This window comes from Vibrio sp. 10N.261.52.C2 (assembly GCF_041471425.1).
GTDB lineage: Bacteria > Pseudomonadota > Gammaproteobacteria > Enterobacterales > Vibrionaceae > Vibrio > Vibrio crassostreae_C.
The window spans coordinates 65,577-85,619 of record NZ_JBFROH010000018.1; the positions used below are offsets into that span (position 1 = coordinate 65,577).

Annotated in this window: 12 protein-coding genes; 2 read left to right on the forward strand and 10 right to left on the reverse strand. The window is 46.7% G+C overall.

Annotated features, from left to right (window positions below):
• Window positions 1-192: 192 nt before the first annotated feature.
• The gene (locus AB4307_RS07440; protein WP_017059295.1) at window positions 193-972 is read left to right on the forward strand and encodes a TSUP family transporter; all 780 of its coding nucleotides are present in this window, start codon (window positions 193-195) and stop codon (window positions 970-972) included.
• Here AB4307_RS07440 and AB4307_RS07445 read toward each other — a convergent pair.
• The 10 genes from AB4307_RS07445 to gltB (AB4307_RS07490) all read right to left on the reverse strand — a co-directional run bounded on the left by AB4307_RS07445 (window position 923) and on the right by gltB (AB4307_RS07490) (window position 18,539).
• Window positions 923-1,768 (reverse strand): LysR family transcriptional regulator, encoded by an 846-nt coding sequence (locus tag AB4307_RS07445; protein WP_137002421.1) that lies wholly within the window; start codon window positions 1,766-1,768, stop codon window positions 923-925. The genes AB4307_RS07440 and AB4307_RS07445 overlap by 50 nt on opposite strands.
• A 204-nt stretch (window positions 1,769-1,972) precedes the next feature.
• Window positions 1,973-2,590, reverse strand: coding sequence for a TRIC cation channel family protein (locus tag AB4307_RS07450; protein WP_017062893.1), 618 nt, complete (start codon window positions 2,588-2,590; stop codon window positions 1,973-1,975).
• A gap of 74 nt (window positions 2,591-2,664) precedes the next feature.
• Entirely contained in the window at window positions 2,665-3,534 is an 870-nt protein-coding gene (btuF, locus tag AB4307_RS07455) for a vitamin B12 ABC transporter substrate-binding protein BtuF (RefSeq protein ID WP_372131522.1), read from the reverse strand.
• Window position 3,535: 1 nt separating this feature from the next.
• The gene (locus AB4307_RS07460; protein WP_372131524.1) at window positions 3,536-4,501 is read right to left on the reverse strand and encodes a cobalamin biosynthesis family protein; all 966 of its coding nucleotides are present in this window, start codon (window positions 4,499-4,501) and stop codon (window positions 3,536-3,538) included.
• Window positions 4,502-4,511: 10 nt separating this feature from the next.
• Window positions 4,512-5,207, reverse strand: a complete 696-nt coding sequence (gene mtnN, locus AB4307_RS07465) for a 5'-methylthioadenosine/S-adenosylhomocysteine nucleosidase (protein ID WP_017059300.1) — start codon at window positions 5,205-5,207, stop codon at window positions 4,512-4,514.
• A 127-nt stretch (window positions 5,208-5,334) separates the two neighbouring features.
• Window positions 5,335-5,763: a DUF1499 domain-containing protein gene (locus AB4307_RS07470; RefSeq protein ID WP_017059301.1), complete on the reverse strand. Its 429-nt coding sequence runs from the start codon at window positions 5,761-5,763 to the stop codon at window positions 5,335-5,337.
• 438 nt (window positions 5,764-6,201) lie between these two features.
• Entirely contained in the window at window positions 6,202-7,614 is a 1,413-nt protein-coding gene (locus AB4307_RS07475) for a glutamate synthase small subunit GltD family protein (RefSeq protein WP_372131526.1), read from the reverse strand.
• A 16-nt stretch (window positions 7,615-7,630) separates the two neighbouring features.
• Window positions 7,631-12,094: a glutamate synthase large subunit gene (gene gltB, locus AB4307_RS07480; protein ID WP_372131528.1), complete on the reverse strand. Its 4,464-nt coding sequence runs from the start codon at window positions 12,092-12,094 to the stop codon at window positions 7,631-7,633.
• 428 nt (window positions 12,095-12,522) lie between these two features.
• The gene (gene gltD / locus AB4307_RS07485; RefSeq protein ID WP_372131530.1) at window positions 12,523-13,992 is read right to left on the reverse strand and encodes a glutamate synthase subunit beta; all 1,470 of its coding nucleotides are present in this window, start codon (window positions 13,990-13,992) and stop codon (window positions 12,523-12,525) included.
• Window positions 13,992-18,539, reverse strand: coding sequence for a glutamate synthase large subunit (gltB, locus tag AB4307_RS07490; RefSeq protein ID WP_372131532.1), 4,548 nt, complete (start codon window positions 18,537-18,539; stop codon window positions 13,992-13,994). The genes gltD and gltB (AB4307_RS07490) overlap by 1 nt, the downstream gene beginning before the upstream one ends.
• A 529-nt stretch (window positions 18,540-19,068) precedes the next feature.
• Here gltB (AB4307_RS07490) and mnmL point away from each other — a divergent pair.
• On the forward strand, window positions 19,069-20,022 hold the full coding sequence (mnmL, locus tag AB4307_RS07495) for a tRNA modification radical SAM protein MnmL/YtqA (RefSeq protein WP_372131534.1): 954 nt from the start codon (window positions 19,069-19,071) through the stop codon (window positions 20,020-20,022).
• Window positions 20,023-20,043: the final 21 nt, after the last annotated feature.

Consider the following 20,043-nt stretch of genomic DNA (forward strand, 5'->3'; position numbering starts at 1 on the left):
CTAAAGTGTATCGCTGATAAGCGGATATAAATGCTCAAAGCCCAACTCTTCGGAGTGGGCTTTTTTATGTCTGTTATTCCGCGGTAGCTTAATGATGAATATTTGGAATAGGTTAGAATCTTGTGTTTCGTTATTGCTCGTCTGCTGTGAGTGGTAACTTGTCGCTACACAGGATTTTAAGGCGTTGGGTATATGGAAATCACTCTAGAAATATTGGCTATCTTGTTTGTTGTTGCAACGGCAGCAGGTTTTATTGATGCAATGGCTGGCGGCGGTGGGTTACTGACTCTACCTGCATTGCTAGCGGCTGGAGTTCCACCCACGCAGGCACTGGCAACCAACAAACTCCAAAGCTCATTTGGCAGCTTCTCCGCGAGTTGGTATTTCGTGCGCAACGGTATCGTCAGCATCAAAGAGATGCGCCTTGCTATCTTTTGTACCTTTATTGGCTCTGCAATTGGCGCTGAGTTAGTCCAGCACATTGATGCGAGCCTACTGACCAGTGTTATCCCACTGCTGCTTATCGCTATCTCTCTCTATTTCCTGTTGGCACCCCAAACTAGAGCGTCTGAAGGAAAACAGAAGATCTCTGAGGCCATGTTTGCTCTGTGTATTGGTGGCGGCGTGGGTTTCTATGATGGCTTTTTTGGCCCAGGAACAGGTTCTATCTTCACCGTCTGCTTTGTTGCTATTGGTCACTTCTCGTTAGTCGATGCTACGGCGCGTACTAAAGTACTTAACTTTACCTCGAATATCGCTGCCTTAATTTTCTTTATTTTGGCTGGTTTGCCTATTTGGGAGTTGGGATTAGTGATGGCGGTCGGTGGATTTATGGGCGCTCAGCTTGGCGCTAAAGTGGTGGTGACAAAAGGGCAGAAATGGATTCGCCCCCTTGTGATCGTGATGTCGATGCTAATGGCGTCTAAACTGCTTTGGGAACAGCATCAACAATCGATTCTATCAGTGTTTTAACTCGTGGAGACTGGTAACTATTTGGTCTGACACAGATATGAATCGGCCGAATCAAGCCTGCTAATTCGGTGAAGCTATACAGATATTGAGGCTCAATATTGAGTGTTTTTACGATAGAGAGCGGTATTAACGCTGGCCCAGTCCCGCCCAATGCAAGTTGCGCCGCTGCGGTGTAGGCATCCATCTCCATCAAGGGTTTGATACCAAACTTCTCTAATACAGAAAGTTGATAAGAATTGGCAGGGTTGGTCATGTCGTTAGTGATGACCATTGGAGGAAGCTCCGTTAGCGGTGACTTACTCACTATGTAAAACGGCTCATCAAATAGATGGAAGGTCATCAACCCATGATGCGGTGGCAGTAAGCCAGCACACAACCCCAAGGTCGCCTTACCAGATTGCACTCGCTCTATGATTCTCGGCGTGTGGTTGGTGGTAATGGTGATGTACTTATCTTGCTGGATGAACTGGCCCATCATCTCACCTAAATAACCGGCTATCAGAGACTTAGTGCTGTCTAGGGTGATGAGAGTAGTATCTTCCAACTCTTGCTGTTCATAAATAAGCCCGCGAAGTTCATTGAATGTCGGGCCAATACTCTCTATTAATGCTATCGCATCTGGCGTGAGTTTTATCTGTCGGCCACTCGGTTCAATGAGCTTTTTACCTAGCTTCTTTTCTAAATTCGCAATCCGTTTGCTGACCGCTGATTGGCTGATATAAAGCAAACTGCCTGTGCGGCTCATGGTCTTTGCTTTACTCAATACCAGTAGAGTTTCGATTCCTTCGAGTAGCATTGGGTTATATTCATGAAAGTTGGGAATGATTGTTTCAACTTACCTCAAACAACATTCATTCTCTAGTCTTGAAACTAAAGCTTTGAACCAAGTTAGGTATTTTTAGCTATGCTCGCACGTGTAGCGCGAGAGCATAATAATTGTGTTGGGGAGCTCAAATTAAGAAAGGCTCCTTTACGGAGCCTTTCACTTTGTAACGTTAGCTTATTTGATGGCGAAGGTCGGCAATGATAAATGCCAACGAATAGCGCCAAGCCTTATCAATAGTGTTGAGAACACGCCGGCCAGAAATGCAGTTTCTGAATCGTGCCCCATGCTGATCGCCATGGTATGGAAAGTACCACCAATGATACAAGCGGTCGCGTAGACTTCACTTCTTAGAATCATAGGCACTTCACGGGCAAGTACGTCGCGGATAATACCGCCACCGCAGCCGGTGATGACACCCATGATGATCGCCACTAGTGCTGAATCTTGATAGATAAGTGCTTTTTCTACACCAATGCCAACAAACACCGCTAGGCCAATCGCATCACATACCGGCAATATCCACCAAGCCAGACGTTTCGGGCGTCTTACAATAATCATGGTCAGCAAACAGGTGATGATGATGACCCAAAGGTAGGTGGTATCGGTGATCCAAAACACGGGAGTTGCACCCAATGCCATGTCACGAATTGTGCCGCCGCCAATCGCGGTTACACTGCCTAGAACGGCGACGCCAAAGGGATCCATCTTAAGACGGCCAGCGACAAATACGCCTGAGACGGCAAAGATGGCAGTGCCAAATAAATCGATAATATAAAGCAGCATGGAGTCCATGATACTGGTGCTCTTATAGTTAAAATTGTAGGGACAGGTCGGTGGCGAATTGTACGAAAAAACGCAGCAAATAGTTAGTGATTTTGCCTAGCTCTATCAAAGAAATCGCACACTTGTTGGATCGCTTTCAAAGTTCTCGTTGTCGGGCGATTAATCCAGTCAGAATTGAGGGACCAAATCTGATTTTGAGCGACAGCTGGGATCTCATCTTCCCATGTTTGCCACATGGTTCCATTCTCAATCGCGTGCTGAGAAGTGAAGATTACTTGCGGTTTTCTTAATACAACTTGTTCAATACCAACTTGCGGATAGGGAGAGGCGCTGTCTTCAAAAATATTGTGGCCACCACAAAACTCAAACACCTCACTTGGCCAGTGTCCTTGAGCAACAGTGATGATCGGCTTTTCACTGAGCTGGTAGAAGTAGTTTACTGGCTCGGCATCTTTGTATTCTAGTCTCAACGCGTTGAGCTGCTCTCTGTATTGCTGAGCGTTATTTTCGCCAATGCTTGGATCGCTAGCGTATTCGCTCAGTTGTTCAATATTGGTTGCGATACTGTCTAGGCTTTTGGTCTTGGAGTAGTAAATATTAAAACCAAATTGCTCTAGTTTCGCGAGATCTCTGGGCGGGTTTCCCGCTGGCCACGCAAGAATCAAATCAGGCTGAAGTGCGATGATCTTCTCAACCTTGATACCTTGATAGTTTGCCACTTTTTCAAGCTTATCGGCTTGTGGTGGGTAATCACTTCGTTCACTTACGGCAACAAGGTTGTTGCCTAAACCAGCGCTGTACGCGAGTTCAGTGGCATGAGGAGCAAGGCTGACTACGCGTTGAGCCAGCTGTACTTGTTCTTGAGTCCGTGGTGCTTCTTCTGCAAATGATAAAGGCAGCCATAAGCTGGAAGACAAAATAGTAAGGCTTGTAACAAGTGCTGAAGGTTTCACTCTAAATCCCTTGGTGAATAAATAGTAAGGCTAGGCTTTGTAAAAATATCCAGATAGCGATGCGACCAAAGAGTAGTTTCTGAACCTGAGATAGATGCAGAGCTGACGGTGCGATTCTTCCGCCTAATTTTGCGCGAATGGCTTTAGTGTTGTCGTAAATCGCAGGGCCACCTAATGATAACTCCAGCTTGTTGCCAACAGCCGTGATTAACCAGGCTGGGCCGGGTAGTGGCCAAGAGCGACTTTGGACTAGCATCATCTTAAATGTGTGCGTTGCTTTATCACCAAAGACGATCATCAAGGCAAATAAGCGTATTGGTATAAGTTCTAGGATAGCGACGATCTTGATTGCCGTTGAGCCGAAAGGAGAAAACTGCTTGCGACTTGGCGACCAAGCTCGAGCTAACTCGACCACAAGGCGATACATTAACGCAGCGATTCCACCACCAATGGCGTACCAGAACAACACACAAACTACGTTACGAGCGTAACCCATGATTATGGTTTCTGTGGCGGCTTTGCCGAGGCCAAGTGACGAAAGTGATTCGGTTTGACGGTTGACAATCGGAGCCAGTAACTGACGAGCGGCCGCTTTATCTTCTCGGCCAAGTACTTTGATCAGTTGGTTAGCCAGCTTTTCATTATTGCGCCAATCAATCGCGAGTAATAACAGTGCCAATTCAAACAGTTGAGATTGCCAAACCAATGGTTGCAGTGCCAATAGAATAACCAGAGTTGGCAGTACCATTAACCCCCAGGCTAATGTGCCTGAGATTAAACTTTGGGAATAGTTGTGGTTGTTATTGTTATTGTTATTAACCTTGCTTGCTAAAAGCTCAGCAAACTTATGCCATAAGGTCGTGGGGTGTGCGGCATGGGGGATAGGTAAAATTAAATGAAAAAGCAGTGCTCCCCACATCACAAGGAGCACGCCATTTGCAAATACCTGATCAAACAGTGTTTGCATGTCTAGTCGCTTACTTTAGTAGGGCAACCATCTTGATAACCATTTCAGAAGAGCTTTGCGCTGCTAGTGGCAGGAACTCTTCGAAGCTCATTGGTGATTCTTTGTCTGCAACATCAGAGATTGCACGAACAACCACGAATGGTACTTGGAATTGGTGACAAGCTTGAGCGATAGCCGATGCTTCCATCTCTACAGCAACAACAGATGGGAAGTGCTTGCGGATGAACTCTTGGCGTTCTGCTGTGCAAACAAATGCGTCGCCAGTACAGATAAGACCGCGAACGGCATGCTTGTCTTCCATTTGTGCTAGTGCTTGTTCAGCAACAGCCATCAGTTTGTCGTCAGCTTTGAACGCTGCAGGTTGACCTGCCATTTGGCCGATTTCGTAACCGAAAGCTGTAACGTCTGCATCGTGGTGTCGAACTTCAGTTGAGATAACCACATCGCCAAGGTTCAGTGTTGAATCAAAACCGCCAGCAGAGCCCGTGTTCAGAACGGCATCTGGTTGGTATTCGCTTAGTAGGATTGAAGTACCAACAGCCGCTGCTACTTTACCAATGCCAGATTGAAGCAAAACAACGTCAACACCATTTAGCTGACCAGAGAAAAAGGTACAACCGCCTTTATTAACTTCAGTAATGTCTGAAATTGCTGCTTTTAGGATCGCAACTTCTTGCTCCATTGCGCCAATGATGCCGATTTTCATGTGTAGTCTCTTAATAAATAATATTTAAACAGTAGAGCGAAATTGTAGCATGGATAAGAAGTGTCGAGCGACTGCCCAGAGGCACTTCTCATCCGAATAGTAGCGATTTATCTGCGTATTCTTTTATCTATTTGATTAGGCCTTCGCTTTTCAAGCTAGCACGAAGTTGTTCAGCTCGTTTTCGGTTTACGCCAAAATCAGAATGGCCAGTACGAGACTCTGAACGCACGATCAGTTTGCCATCCGTGATTTTAAGTTCTAAGTCATCGACAAAACGCATGATGCGCGAAGTACATTCAACACGCAGATAATCTTCTGTTTTACTCGCGGTTTTTGATCCCGGTAAGGTTAGCGCAACCTGCTCAATCGCATCTAAGCTCGCTGAATCTGACAACTCAAACGCGGCCAATGCATGTTGCTCACGATCATCTTGAGTTGATACGCAGTTTGGTTTGTCTCCACAAGGTGATGAAGTTCTGTCTTTCATGTCCGTGATTCCTTGGCTGCAAGCGGTTAACGTTAAAAGTGATAACGAGAGGAGAGCTGCTTTTTTCATAATGTTTCCTATGGCGTTGTTTTAATTTTAGTTATAGGTATTGGCTTGTTTGCGATTGTTTTACGTATTTTTCGATATGCTTGTGATAAACGTATCTAATTCAAAAAAGGATCCATCATTGGATCCCTTTTTTATAGTAACGACCTGAGTAATAAAGGAAACCTTATACTAGGGCGTGTTGACCTTTCGTGGTTAAATTTTGTTCGAGATAAAAGCGTTTTAATCGCGGCGAGGGGGAAGTAGCCTAGTCACTCTAAGCAAATCTCCCTCAACAAAGAGTAAAACGCTTTTAGCCGAACCCTTCGGGCAGCGTTTGCTGGTCATTTCTACTACGTTATCGGCTTCTCATGTAGGCTAGCTACACATCGACGCCTCTGCCTTGTATAAATGCCCAGCAACTCGCTGCAAAAATCAGCTCGAAAGATCAACACGCCCTGGTCACACTTCTAGGTAATCCAATATCCCTTCTGCGGCTTTACGGCCCTCATCGATAGCGGTTACTACCAAGTCAGATCCTCGAACCGCATCGCCACCTGCAAAGATCTTGCTGTTGGTGGTTTGGTATTGAAACTCTTGTTTACCGGGAGCCTTGATACGACCCCACTGATCGAGTTCCACACCGAAGGGTTCTAGCCATTCCATCGCATGAGGTTGGAAACCAAATGCCATGATCACAGCATCGGCTTCAAGAACATGTTCACTGCCTTCGACAGGCTCTGGGCGACGACGGCCTGCTTCATCAGGTTCACCCAAAGCGGTTTTCACGAATTTAACGCCAACCACATGACCAGCGCTGTTAAGCTCTAAGCCAATAGGTTGGAGGTTGAACTTGAACTTCACACCCTCTTCACGCGCATTCTTCACCTCACGGCGAGAGCCCGGCATATTCGCTTCATCTCGGCGATAAGCACAAACAACATTAGCTGCATGCTGACGAATCGAAGTTCGGACACAGTCCATCGCGGTATCACCACCACCGAGCACAACCACTTTTTTGCCTTTCATGTCGATGAATGGTGTCGGGTTATCCAGTTCCATGACCTTGTAGGTATTGGAAACAAGGAATGGCAGTGCATCATAAACGCCCGGTGCGTCTTCGTTATCTAACCCAGCATGCATGTTTTTATAGGTACCGACACCTAAGAAGACAGCATCGTAGTCATCGACCAGTTGTTGTAGTTGAACGTCTTTACCGACTTCGGTATTCATCTTAAATTCGACACCCATACCACTAAAGATACGGCGACGGTTTTCCATGATGCCTTTCTCTAGTTTGAACGATGGGATACCAAACGTGAGCAGGCCACCGATCTCCGGATAGCGGTCAAATACTACGGCCTTCACACCGTTTCGAACTAAGATATCAGCAGCAGCAAGACCTGCGGGGCCTGCACCGATGATTGCGACCTTTTTATCAGTCCATTCGACATGCGACATGTCTGGCTTCCAACCCATCTCAAACGCTTTGTCATTGATATATTTTTCAATGTTGCCGATGGTTACTGCGCCGAAATCGTCGTTGAGGGTACAAGAGCCTTCACACAAACGGTCTTGAGGACAAACTCGTCCGCAAACCTCAGGCAAGCTGTTGGTTTGGTGGGAAAGTTCAGCCGCTTCGATAATGCGCCCTTCATTGGCAAGCTTGAGCCATTGAGGGATGTAGTTGTGGACTGGGCACTTCCATTCACAGTAAGGATTACCACAGTCTAAACAGCGGTCAGCTTGCGCCTTAGCTTGTTGTTTAGTGAAAGGTTCGTAGATCTCTACAAACTCAATCTTACGAATTTTGATTGGTTTCTTCGCTGGATCTACGCGATTCACATCAATAAATTGGTATACATTCTGGCTCATTATTGGCTCCTTCCAATTATTGCGCTTGAACACGAAGTTCAGCAGAGCTGCGGCTTTGATGACCGAGCAAGGTGTTAAGATCCGCCGTCTTTGGCTTCACTAGGTAGAACTTCGGAATCCATTCATCAAAGTTCGCCAGAATAGCTTCAGCGTGTACTGAGCCAGTCTCTTCTAAGTGTTCTGCAATTAAGCCACGCAGATGTTCTTGGTGGATAAATAGATCAGACAGAGAAAGTGCCTCGACCGACTCGTTATTTACTCGACCTTGGAAGTCTTCGTTCTTATCCATGACATAAGCAAAACCACCTGTCATACCGGCGCCGAAGTTGACGCCAGTTGCGCCAAGAATGGCAACAATACCGCCGGTCATGTATTCACAGGCGTTGTCACCAGCGCCTTCAATCACAGCAACCGTACCTGAGTTACGTACGCCAAATCGTTCGCCAGCCGTACCAGCTGCAAACAGCTTGCCTCCAGTTGCGCCATACAGACAGGTGTTGCCTATGATGGTCGCTTCGTTACAAGTAAATGCGGTGCCTTGGTGAGGCTTGATAACCACTTTGCCGCCAGCCATGCCTTTGCCAACATAGTCATTGGCATCGCCTGTTAGGTAAAGCTCAACGCCGCCTGCGTTCCAAACCGCAAAAGATTGGCCTGCTGTACCGTCGAGATATAACTTGATTGGTGAACCTGCCATCCCTTGGTTGCCGTATCGCTTAGCAATTTCACCAGAGATACGAGCACCAATCGAGCGGTCTGTGTTGATCACGTTGTAGTAAAGGCTGGTGGATTGACGTTTCTCAATTGCATCGAGTGCATCATCCAGAATCTGCTGGTTGAGCTGAGCTTTATCAAATGGTGCGTTTGGCTCGGTCCAAAACAGTGGGTGACCTTCTGGAGATACCGGAGCTTCGAGTATTGAAGAGAGATCGAGCTTGTTCTGTTTCGCGGTGAGGCCTTGAACGGCTTCAAGTAAGTCAGTACGACCAATCAGGTCCGTTAGTTTTTCTACGCCGAGTTCTGCAAGGTATTGGCGAACTTCATCGGCTAGGCCTGTAAAGTAGTTCACTACCATGTCTGGCAGGCCTTTGAAGTATTCGCGGCGTAGTGTTTCATCTTGAGTCGCAACACCCGTCGCACAGTTGTTTAGGTGACAAATTCGTAAGAACTTACAACCCATTGCGACCATTGGCGCGGTACCAAAACCAAAGCTTTCTGCACCGAGAATCGCACCTTTAATCACATCAAGGCCAGTTTTTAAACCACCATCGACTTGCAGGCGGATCTTATGACGAAGCCCGTTAGCAACCAGTGCTTGTTGAGTTTCTGCTAAGCCAAGCTCCCAAGGGCAACCTGCGTATTTTACCGAGGTTAGAGGGCTTGCCGCGGTACCGCCATCGTAGCCAGAAATGGTGATCAGATCGGCATAGGCTTTCGCTACACCAGTTGCAATCGTGCCTACACCCGGTTCCGATACTAACTTTACTGAAACCAAGGCTTTAGGGTTCACTTGTTTAAGGTCGAAAATCAGCTGCGCTAGATCCTCGATAGAATAAATATCGTGATGTGGAGGAGGGGAGATCAGTGTCACCCCTTGAACTGAATATCTCAGCTTAGCGATTTCTGCGGTAACTTTATGGCCGGGCAGTTGACCACCTTCTCCAGGCTTCGCACCTTGCGCGACCTTGATCTGCAAAACATCCGCATTGGTTAAGTAATGTGGCGTCACACCAAAACGACCGGAAGCTATCTGCTTGATACGAGAGTTACGGTCAGTACCAAAGCGTCGAGGGTCTTCACCACCTTCACCAGAGTTTGAGTAACCACCCAAGCGGTTCATCGCCATTGCTAATGCTTCATGCGCTTCTGGGCTCAAAGCACCGATCGACATTGCCGCAGAGTCGAAGCGTTTAAACAGATCGCTGTTAGGCTCGACTTGCTCTAGTGGTAGAGGCTGAGCTGCTTTTTTGAGGCTCATTAAGTCGCGTAACATCGCAGCTGGACGAGCATTTACTTGCTTAGCAAAAGAGAGATAATCCGATGTCTCACCTGTTTTTACTGCAGTTTGCAGAGTGCCAACCACATCAGGGTTATAGGCGTGATATTCGCCGCCGTGTACGTATTTGAGTAAACCACCGTGCTCGATTGGCTTACGCTTAGTCCAGGCTTTACGCGATAAGTTATAGATATCTTGTTGGAAATCGCTAAAGCTTGCGCCTTGGATTCGAGTGGTAACTCCGCGGAAACAGAGCTCAACAACATCGGAATGAAGGCCAACGGCTTCGAAAAGCTGTGAACAGCGATAAGAGGCAATGGTTGAAATTCCCATCTTCGACATGATCTTGTACAGACCTTTGTTGATGCCGTTTTGGTAATTTTGCATTGCGGCACGATAATCTTTATCTAAAGAGCCATCATCCAACATTTTACCTAACGCTTCATAAGCGAGGTATGGGTAAACCGCGGTTGCACCGAAGCCAAGCAGCACAGCAAATTGGTGTGGGTCGCGCGCAGTTGCTGTCTCAACAACGATGTTGGCATCACAACGCAGGTTGGTATCAGCAAGCCTTGTTTGCACCGCACCAACCAACATGGCTGCAGGGATCGGTAGTTTTCCTTTCTCTAAACCTTTGTCCGACAGCACAACTAAAACCGCACCTTCGCTGACTTCTTGTTCGGCGCTATCACATACTGCTTTGATTGCTTGTTCTAGATCTTGGTTATTCGGGTCGTAGTGCATGCTGAGAATGACATGACGATAATGTTTTTGACTCAACTGCAGAAGCTGCTGCATGTCTGAGTAAAGCAGTACTGGTGAATCAAACGTGACACGATAGGCGTGACCGTCTGTTTCACAGAACACGTTCATCTCTTTCCCAATACTGGTCGCCAAAGACATCACGTGTTTTTCACGCAATGGATCAATCGGTGGGTTGGTGACTTGTGCAAACTTTTGACGGAAGTAATCAGTGACCAAGCGTTCTTTTGAAGAGAGCACAGCCATTGGCGTGTCGTCGCCCATTGAGCCTACTGCTTCTTGCCCCATATCACCAAGCACACGCAGCACTTGGTCGGACTCTTCGTTGCTCATCGCAAACTGTTTTTGGTAGGTCTTGAGCGTGTCATCGTCAAAGCTGCGCTTACCGACTTGCTCATCGGGCAGATCGGAAAACGGTGTGAGTTTGTGAACGTTCTTTTCCATCCACTCTTTATAAGGATGGCGACCTTTAAGGTCATTGTCGATCTCGTTAGATTGCCACAATTTACCGCGGCGCGTATCTATGACGAGCAATTCACCTGGGCCGACACGCCCTTTCTCTGCCACTTCATCTGGCGCGTAGTTCCAGATACCGACCTCAGATGCCAAGGTGATCAGGTTGTCTTTGGTGATGACATAACGCGCAGGACGCAGGCCATTTCTATCGAGGTTACACGCAGCGTAACGACCATCAGAAAGTACGATACCTGCAGGGCCATCCCACGGTTCCATGTGCTTGGAGTTGAAGTCGTAGAATGCACGTAGATCTGGGTCCATATCTGGGTGGTTTTGCCAAGCGGGCGGCACAAGCATGCGCATCGCTCGGAACACATCCATACCACCGGCAAGGAACAGGTCGAGCATGTTATCTAGGCTTGATGAATCTGAGCCTGTCTCATTCACAAAGGGTGCGGCGGTTTGTAAATCTGGCAGCAACGGCGAAGAGAATTTATAGGCACGAGCCTTAGCCCATTGTCGGTTACCTTCAATGGTATTGATCTCACCATTGTGCGCTAAATAGCGGAATGGTTGAGCCAGTGGCCAACGTGGCTGAGTATTGGTTGAGAAACGCTGGTGGAACAGACATATCGCCGATTCCATGCGTAAGTCTGCAAGATCGAGGTAAAATCGCGGAAGATCGGCCGGCATACACAGACCTTTGTAAACCATGACTTGTGTCGAAAGGCTACAAATATAGAAATCTTTGTCTTCGGTGATCTGTTTTTCAATTCTGCGACGAGCGATATAAAGGCGTCGTTCAATATCGCGTTCACGCCAACCCGCGGGGGCCGAGATAAACACTTGCTGAATATTGGGAACTGAATCTTTGGCAATCGGACCTAATACGTCGGTGTTGGTCGGTACTACGCGCCAACCTGCAACCGTTAAGGTCTCTTGAGCGAGCTCTTTATTGACGATGTCTTGCGCGGATTGCGCTTTGATTGGATCTTGGCTGAAGAAAATCATGCCGACAGCGTATTGCTTGCCGAGCTTGAAGTTATTCTCTTCAGCAATAATTCTGAGATAAGAGTCAGGCTTCTGTAGTAATAAGCCACAGCCATCCCCGGTTTTACCATCCGCAGCGATACCACCACGGTGTGTCATGCGATCGAGGGCTGAAATAGCAGTTCTTACCAACTTATGACTAGGTTGGCCTTCCATTTGCGCTATTAAACCAAATCCACAGTTGTCTTTTTCAAGACTAGGATCATATAGAGCCATTGCAATTCTCCCTTTTGCTTCTCTGTCATCCAGACAGTAAATGACTAACTATTCATATACTTGTTGTTTTTTATAAACTGATAGTTTGCTTTAGCCAGTTAAAACGTTATTGGTTGTGTTAACAAAACCGATTGATTTTATTTTCATCAGCTTTACAACGTATAGCTAATTGTGTTTAAGGTCAAGTTCATGGTTAATTATCATGCATAAACGCGATTAGCCACTTAATAATCTAAAATAGTCGATGGATATCAATGAGATACATAAGGTGAATGTTAACGAGATTTAACATATACAACAGGATGATTTTGAAAACGCCAAAGGCCAGATAGAAAAAAGGCTAGCATCGAGTGCTAGCCAAATATAAAAGTTAGGAAGGGTATTGCTTTTCCTCTAGGCTAACGTAATTGACGTTAGCCCGAGAAATATTATGCGGAAAGCATGAGTGAATCAGCTTTCGCTTCTAAGTTTGAGTTACCCATTAAGAAGTCATCAATCGCAATTGCACATTCACGACCTTCATTAATACAACGTACAACTAGAGATTGACCAGTACGCATATCACCAGCAGCGAAAACGCCTTTCTGGTTCGTTGCAAAACCTTCAGAAGCGACGTTACCGCGCTCGTCCAGTTTAATGTCTAGTTGAGCAAGCACGCCGGTTGGCTCCGGGTGTAAGAAACCCATCGCTAGGAATGCTTGGTCACAAGGAATAACACGCTCTGAGTTTGCTACTTCATCAAAAGTAGGGCGCTCACCAGGAGCTGCGTCTTTCCATACGATGTCTGCGATACGTAGACCCGTCACCTGACCTTGATCGTTACCGATGAACTCTTTGGTTAAGATGTTCCAGTGACGCTCACAACCTTCTTCGTGAGAAGTCGTGGTCTTCATGATCATTGGGTATTGAGGCCATGGCATGTTTGCTGGGCGCTTCTCTGGTGGGATCGGCATGATCTCAACCTGAGTAATGCTCGCTGCTTTGTGACGGTTTGATGTACCCACACAGTCAGAGCCAGTATCACCACCACCGATAACCACAACGTGCTTATCTTTAGCGTGAATCTCTTCTGTTTTAAGATCTAGGTTGTTAGCTCGGCGGTTGTTTTGACCAAGGAACTCCATGGCAAAGTGAACGCCTTTCAACTCACGACCTGGGATTGGCAAGTCACGTGGAACCGTAGAACCACCAGTTAGCAATACCACATCAAACTCTTGGCGTAGTTGCTGAGCGTTAACATCAACACCTATGTGTTGGTTAACTTTAAACTCTACGCCTGCTTCAGCCATTAGGTTGATCTTACGATCAATCACGTCCATACCCAGTTTGAAATCTGGGATACCGAAACGCAGTAGACCGCCAACTTTTTCGTCACGTTCAAATACCGTCACTGAGTGACCAGCGCTGTTTAGCTGCTCGGCTGCGGCTAGACCTGCAGGTCCAGAGCCAACAATCGCTACGGTTTTACCCGTGCGAGAGCGAGGTGTTTTTGGTTTTGCGTACCCTTCACGGTACGCAGTTTCTACAATCGTTTTCTCGATATTACAGATAGTGATTGGGTCTTGGTTGATACCAAGAACACAGGCACTTTCACAAGGAGCAGGACAAACACGACCGGTAAACTCAGGGAAGTTATTGGTAGAGCTTAGGATGTTCCAAGCCTCTTCCCAGCTGTCACGGTAAACCGCGTCATTGAATTCTGGGATGATGTTACCAATTGGACAACCGCTGTGACAGAAAGGTACGCCACAGTCCATACAACGAGATGCTTGAGTATTGATCTTGTCACCAAACTCTTCGTTAAGTACGAACTCTTTGTTGTCTTCGATACGAACCGATGGGTCGAGCTTCTTTGGAAGCTCGCGACCGTGTTCTAAAAATCCAGTAGGCTTACCCATTATACTGCCTCCACTTCTTCCGTTTGTGCCTGTTGTGCTTCAGCTTTACGCTTCTCAAGAACTGCTTTGTAGTCGCGTGGCATAACTTTAATCAGTGATGCAACACTTGCTTCAAAGTTGTCTAGGAAAGACTGAGCAACTTCACTTCCTGTGAATTCAACGTGCTTGGTTAGCATATCTAGTAGAAGATCTTTATCTTCTTGTTCAATTGGATCTAGGTCTACAAGTTCTGGGTTAAGCTTGGTTTCGAAGTCACCTGCTTTGTCCCAAACATAAGCGACACCGCCACTCATACCCGCAGCAAAGTTACGACCTGTTGAGCCAAGGATAACGGCAACACCGCCAGTCATGTATTCACAACCGTGGTCACCAACGCCCTCAACAACAACCTTCGCACCTGAGTTACGAACACAGAAACGTTCACCAGCCATACCGCGAATGAAAGATTCACCTGAGGTTGCACCGTAGAAACATACGTTACCAACCACGATATTATCTTCAGCAACGATAGAAGACTTCGCATCTGGGTACAGAACCAAAGTACCGCCAGACAGACCTTTACCCCAGTAATCGTTCGCGTCGCCTTCTACTTCGAACTTAACGCCTTTCGCAAGGAACGCACCGAAAGATTGGCCAGCACTACCGTGGAACTTAACGTTCATTGGTTGTGGTAAACCTTGGTCTTTGTAAACCTTCGAGATTTCGTTCGACAGCATGGTACCCGCTGAGCGGTCCGTGTTGATGATTGGGAAAGTCGCATTTACAGCTTCACCTTTCTCAAGCGCTGGAATTGCCGCTTGAATCAACTTGCGGTCTAGAACGTCTTCTAGGTTGTGGTTTTGTTGTGTCTGGTTGTAGATACCATCTTCTTCACGAGCCTGCTCAATGTGCAGTACAGGTGTTAGATCTAGGTTCTTGTACTTCCAGTGGCCGATGTCGTCACGAACTTTAAGTTTGTGCGATTGACCTACCATCTCATCGATAGAGCGGAAGCCAAGTTCAGCCATTACTTCACGTAGACCTTCAGCCATGTATTGGAAGAAAGTCACTACGTCTTCTACGCGGCCGTCGAAACGCTCACGCAGAGTTTTGTTTTGTGTTGCGATACCTACAGGACAGGTATTCTTGTGACACTTACGCATCATGATACAGCCTTCAACAACCAATGCTGCTGTTGCTACGCCCCATTCTTCCGCGCCAAGTAACGTTGCTACTGCAAGGTCACGTGGTGTTTTCATCTGACCATCAGATTGAACAACGATACGGTTACGTAGGCCGTTTTTCAGTAGTGTTTGGTGCGTTTCCGCTAGACCCAGCTCCCAAGGCAGACCGGTATGACGGATAGAAGACATCGGAGATGCACCCGTACCACCATCAAAACCTGCGATAAGTACCACGTCAGCTTTCGCTTTCGCTACACCCGATGCAATCGTACCTACGCCAGCTTCTGATACTAGCTTCACGTTGACACGACCGTTACGGTTCGCGTTTTTCAGATCGTAGATCAGCTGAGCCAAATCTTCGATTGAGTAGATATCGTGGTGTGGCGGTGGCGAGATAAGACCTACGCCCGGAGTCGAGTGACGCGTTGCGCCGATCCAGTCATCAACCTTATCACCAGGTAGTTGACCACCTTCGCCCGGTTTCGCACCTTGAGCCATCTTGATTTGTAGCTCATCAGCGTTAGATAGGTAGTAAGACGTTACACCAAAGCGACCAGAAGCCACCTGTTTGATTGCTGAACGTTCCCAGTCGCCGTTTTCTTTACGTTCGAAACGTGCTGGATCTTCACCACCTTCACCTGAGTTTGATTTCGCGCCAATGCGGTTCATCGCAACAGCCAGTGTTGAGTGAGCCTCATGCGAGATTGAACCAAAGCTCATTGCGCCGGTTGCGAAACGCTTAAGAATGTTCTCGATTGGTTCTACTTCTGCTAGAGGAATAGAGCCTGCAGGGTTCTTGATGAAGTCCAGTTGGCTACGTAGCGTTGCTGCGTTGTCGCCTTGGTCATCAACTGCTTTTGCGTACTTCTTGAACTGACCGTAATCTTTGTTACGCGTCGATTCTTGAAGTAGAGAAATCGTTTCTGGGTTGAATAAGTGTTTCTCACCACGTTGTTTCCACTGGTAAACACCACCAACATCAAGGATCTGAGCTGGAATTTCACGAGCTGGGTAACCAACACGGTGACGAACCAATACTTCTCGCGCGATATCGTCGATCGTTAGACCTTGGATACGAGAAACAGTACCTGTGAAGTATTTTTCAACCACTGATTTGCTAACACCAAGTGCTTCAAAGATTTGTGCACCGTGGTAAGACTGCAGCGTAGAGATCCCCATCTTAGAGAAGATCTTAAGTAGACCGCCGTTAACACCTTTACGGTAGTTATCGAATAACTCACGTGGGTGTACGTTTGGATCTAGCTTCTTAGTACGTTGCAGTTCAACAATCGTTTCAATAACTAGGTATGGGTTAACTGCGTTTGCACCATAACCGATAAGCGTTGCAAAGTGGTGTGTCTCACGAGCGTCGCCCGTTTCAACAACGATGTCACACTTAGCACGTAGACCTTTACGGATTAGGTGGTGGTGAACCGCGCCAACCGCCAGCATTGCTGGAATAGCGGCATGGTTAGAGTTAACCGCACGGTCTGTCAGTAGGATGATAGAGTAGCCATCAATCACTGCGTCTTCTGCGTATTGGCAGATACGCTTAAGTGCGCGCTCTAACTTACCTTGGTCGCCATTTGCTTGGAATACGATATCCAGCGTCTTCGCCTGAAGGTGCTCGTTATCGATTGCACGCAGTTTTTCTAACTCAGAGTTAGACAGTACTGGAGACTCAAGTTCTACTTTTTGACAGTGCTCAGGTGTTTCAGCAAGTAAGTTCTGGTCTTTACCTAGGTAAGTGTTCAGAGACATAACCATGCGCTCACGAATCGGGTCGATCGGCGGGTTAGTTACTTGTGCAAACAACTGTTTGAAGTAGTTTGAAAGGTGCTGCGATTGGTGAGAAAGAATCGCTAGCGGCCAGTCAGCACCCATTGCAGAAAGTGGCTCGTAGCCTGTTTTCGCAAGAGGTAGAATGATTTCGTTTACTTCTTCAGAACTCACGCCAAACGATTGTTGTTTGTGTAGTAGTTTCTCTGGAGAAGGTTGGCTAAATTCGTTGCTCGCATCCGGTAGCTTTTTCAGGCTCAGAAGGTTCTCTTCAACCCACTTTTCGTAAGGTTGTGCTTTAGCAATGCTGTCTTTCACTTCTTCATCAGAAATGATGCGGCCTTGCTCAAGGTCAGCAACGAAGATACGACCTGGTTGTAGACGACCACGGTACTCAACGTTTTCAGGTGCAATCTCGACAACACCAGACTCAGACGCCATTACTAGGAAGTCGTCTTTAGTTACTGTGTAGCGAGAAGGACGCAGACCGTTACGGTCAAGTGTTGCACCTACTTGAACACCATCGGTGAAACATACTGATGCTGGGCCATCCCATGGTTCCATTACGTTCGCGTGGTACTGGTAGAACGCACGACGAGTTGGATCCATGTTTTTGTTTTCTTGCCATGCTTCCGGGATCATCATCATCAACGCGTGTGGCAGAGTACGACCTGAAAGAACAAGTAGCTCAAGTGCCATATCGAAGTTTGATGAATCCGAACTACCTTCCTGACAGATAGGAAGCAGCATGTCGATTTCAGCTTGTGTAAACAGATCCGATTCTAGGATTGCTTCACGTGCTTTCATCCAGTTCAGGTTGCCGCGAACCGTATTGATTTCGCCATTGTGCGCGATGTAACGGAAAGGCTGAGCTAGACGCCAACGTGGGAATGTATTGGTAGAGAAGCGAGAGTGTACTAGTGCTAGAGCTGTCACCATGGTTGGGTTTTGCAGATCTAGGAAGTACTGAGGAACTTGTTCAGTTGTTAGCTGACCTTTGTACACCAATGTCTTGTAAGACATAGAGTTGATGTAGAAGTCATCACCGATATTTGAAACGCTTTCTAGGCATACACGAACCGTGTAGTTACGTAGAACATACAGTTTACGCTCAAGCTCTTCTGGTGTGATACCAGGGCCGCCAGAAATAAATACGTGTTCAAATTGAGGTTCAGTGCTTAGTGGGTCAGCACCAATCATTGAATTGTCCGTTGGAAGTTCACGGTAACCGATAACTTCTAACTCAAGGCGTTGTGCATTGCGTTCTAGAATGTCACGACACTGTGCACGTTTGTGTTCATCTTTAGGGAAAAGTACAACACCAACACCATATTTTTCAAAAGATGGCAGCTTAATTCCAAGCTTTACGGCTTCTTCTAGTAAGAATTCGTGCGGCTTCTGTAGCAGGATACCTGCACCATCACCAGAACACGGATCGCAGCCTTGGCCGCCACGGTGTTCCATACGTGCAAGCATATCGAGTGCTTGAGTTACTACATCATGAGATTTGCGATTCTTTAGATGCGCAACAAAACCGATACCACAAGCGTCATGCTCCAATTCAGGAGTATACAGACCCTGTGAGTTCTGCTCTTGATCTACCATAGATACATCCTTCCAGTTAAATCTAGGCGCAACTTATTTGTATAAAGTCAGCCTTGTCCTTTTATATTTATGGGTCTAAACCTGCCTATGCTGGCGGTTTGAATCCTTTCCGTATCTCGCAGGAAAAGTATTGCGAGAAAAACAATCCTTAGTGATACCTGTTTGTTTTTAACCACAAACTAGTGGTTTATATAGGTGGGAGTTAGATATCACCGACTTATTAGCAAGTTTTCGTTGTAAGTAAATACTCAAAAATAGCCAATATGTGTAAGTATCCTACAATTTTGTCTAGGCGAATTGCAATGAAAGTTGACCCATGTAGACCATTTTTTTCGTTTTATTTTGAATTTAATGCCTAACAAATGTGCAACATTAGGCAAATAGAGCCGATTTTTTGCATGTTTATTGATATTTGTTAGGTTGCTCGCAAAAAGCCTTGAGTAAACTAATTGGTCGAATTTTGCAGGGATGTAATTTTTTTTCAAAAAAGACTGATATTCATTCTTATTTACTTGAGTGCTTTGAAAATATGCAATTACACGAGTTGGTCAATACTATCGGCCAAGACCTTCAACGCCGTTATGGCGAGAAGGTTCACAAGCTGACGCTTCATGGTGGTTTCAGCTGCCCAAACCGAGACGGGACAATTGGCCGTGGAGGTTGCACGTTTTGTAACGTGGCTTCCTTTGCCGATGAACAAACTCAAATTCAAAGTATTGCTGACCAGCTAAAAGATCGTGCGGGTGAGATTGCTCGTGCCAAGAAGTACCTGGCTTACTTTCAGGCGTACACCAGCACTTATGCTGAGGTGCAAGTGCTCAAGAATATGTATGAAGAGGCGCTAAAAGCACCCGGTGCAGAGATCGTCGGCCTTTGTGTTGGTACGCGACCAGACTGTGTGCCTGATGCGGTGTTGGATCTGTTAGCGGGCTACGTTAAACAAGGCTATGAGATTTGGCTCGAGCTTGGCCTGCAAACCGCCAATGATAAAACCCTCAAGCGAATTAACCGCGGCCACGATTTTGCGGTGTATGAAACGATCACCCAACGCGCACGCGCTTTAGGTATCAAGGTGTGTACTCACCTGATTGTTGGTCTACCAAAAGAAACTAAAGCGGATAACCTTGAAACCTTAGACAAGGTATTAGCCGTTGGCACCGATGGTATTAAGCTGCACGGCCTTCATATAGTAGAGGGCAGTACCATGGCTAAGGCGTGGAAGGCAGGAAAGCTAGAAGCCCCAAGCCTTGAAGAGTACATCGATATCGCGAGTGAGATCATTCAACGCACGCCTGCGGACGTGGTTTATCACCGTGTTTCTTCAGCGGCGAGACGCCCAACCTTACTTTCTCCTTTATGGTGTGAGAACCGCTGGTTAGCGATGACTGAAATAGGTCGTTCGTTGGATAAAACCGGTGCTCAAGGCATCAAAACGGGCTCTGCATTCGAGTACACGTTGCCTGTTTTAAACACGGCCAATTAATAGAAATGGGTGACTGTAGGT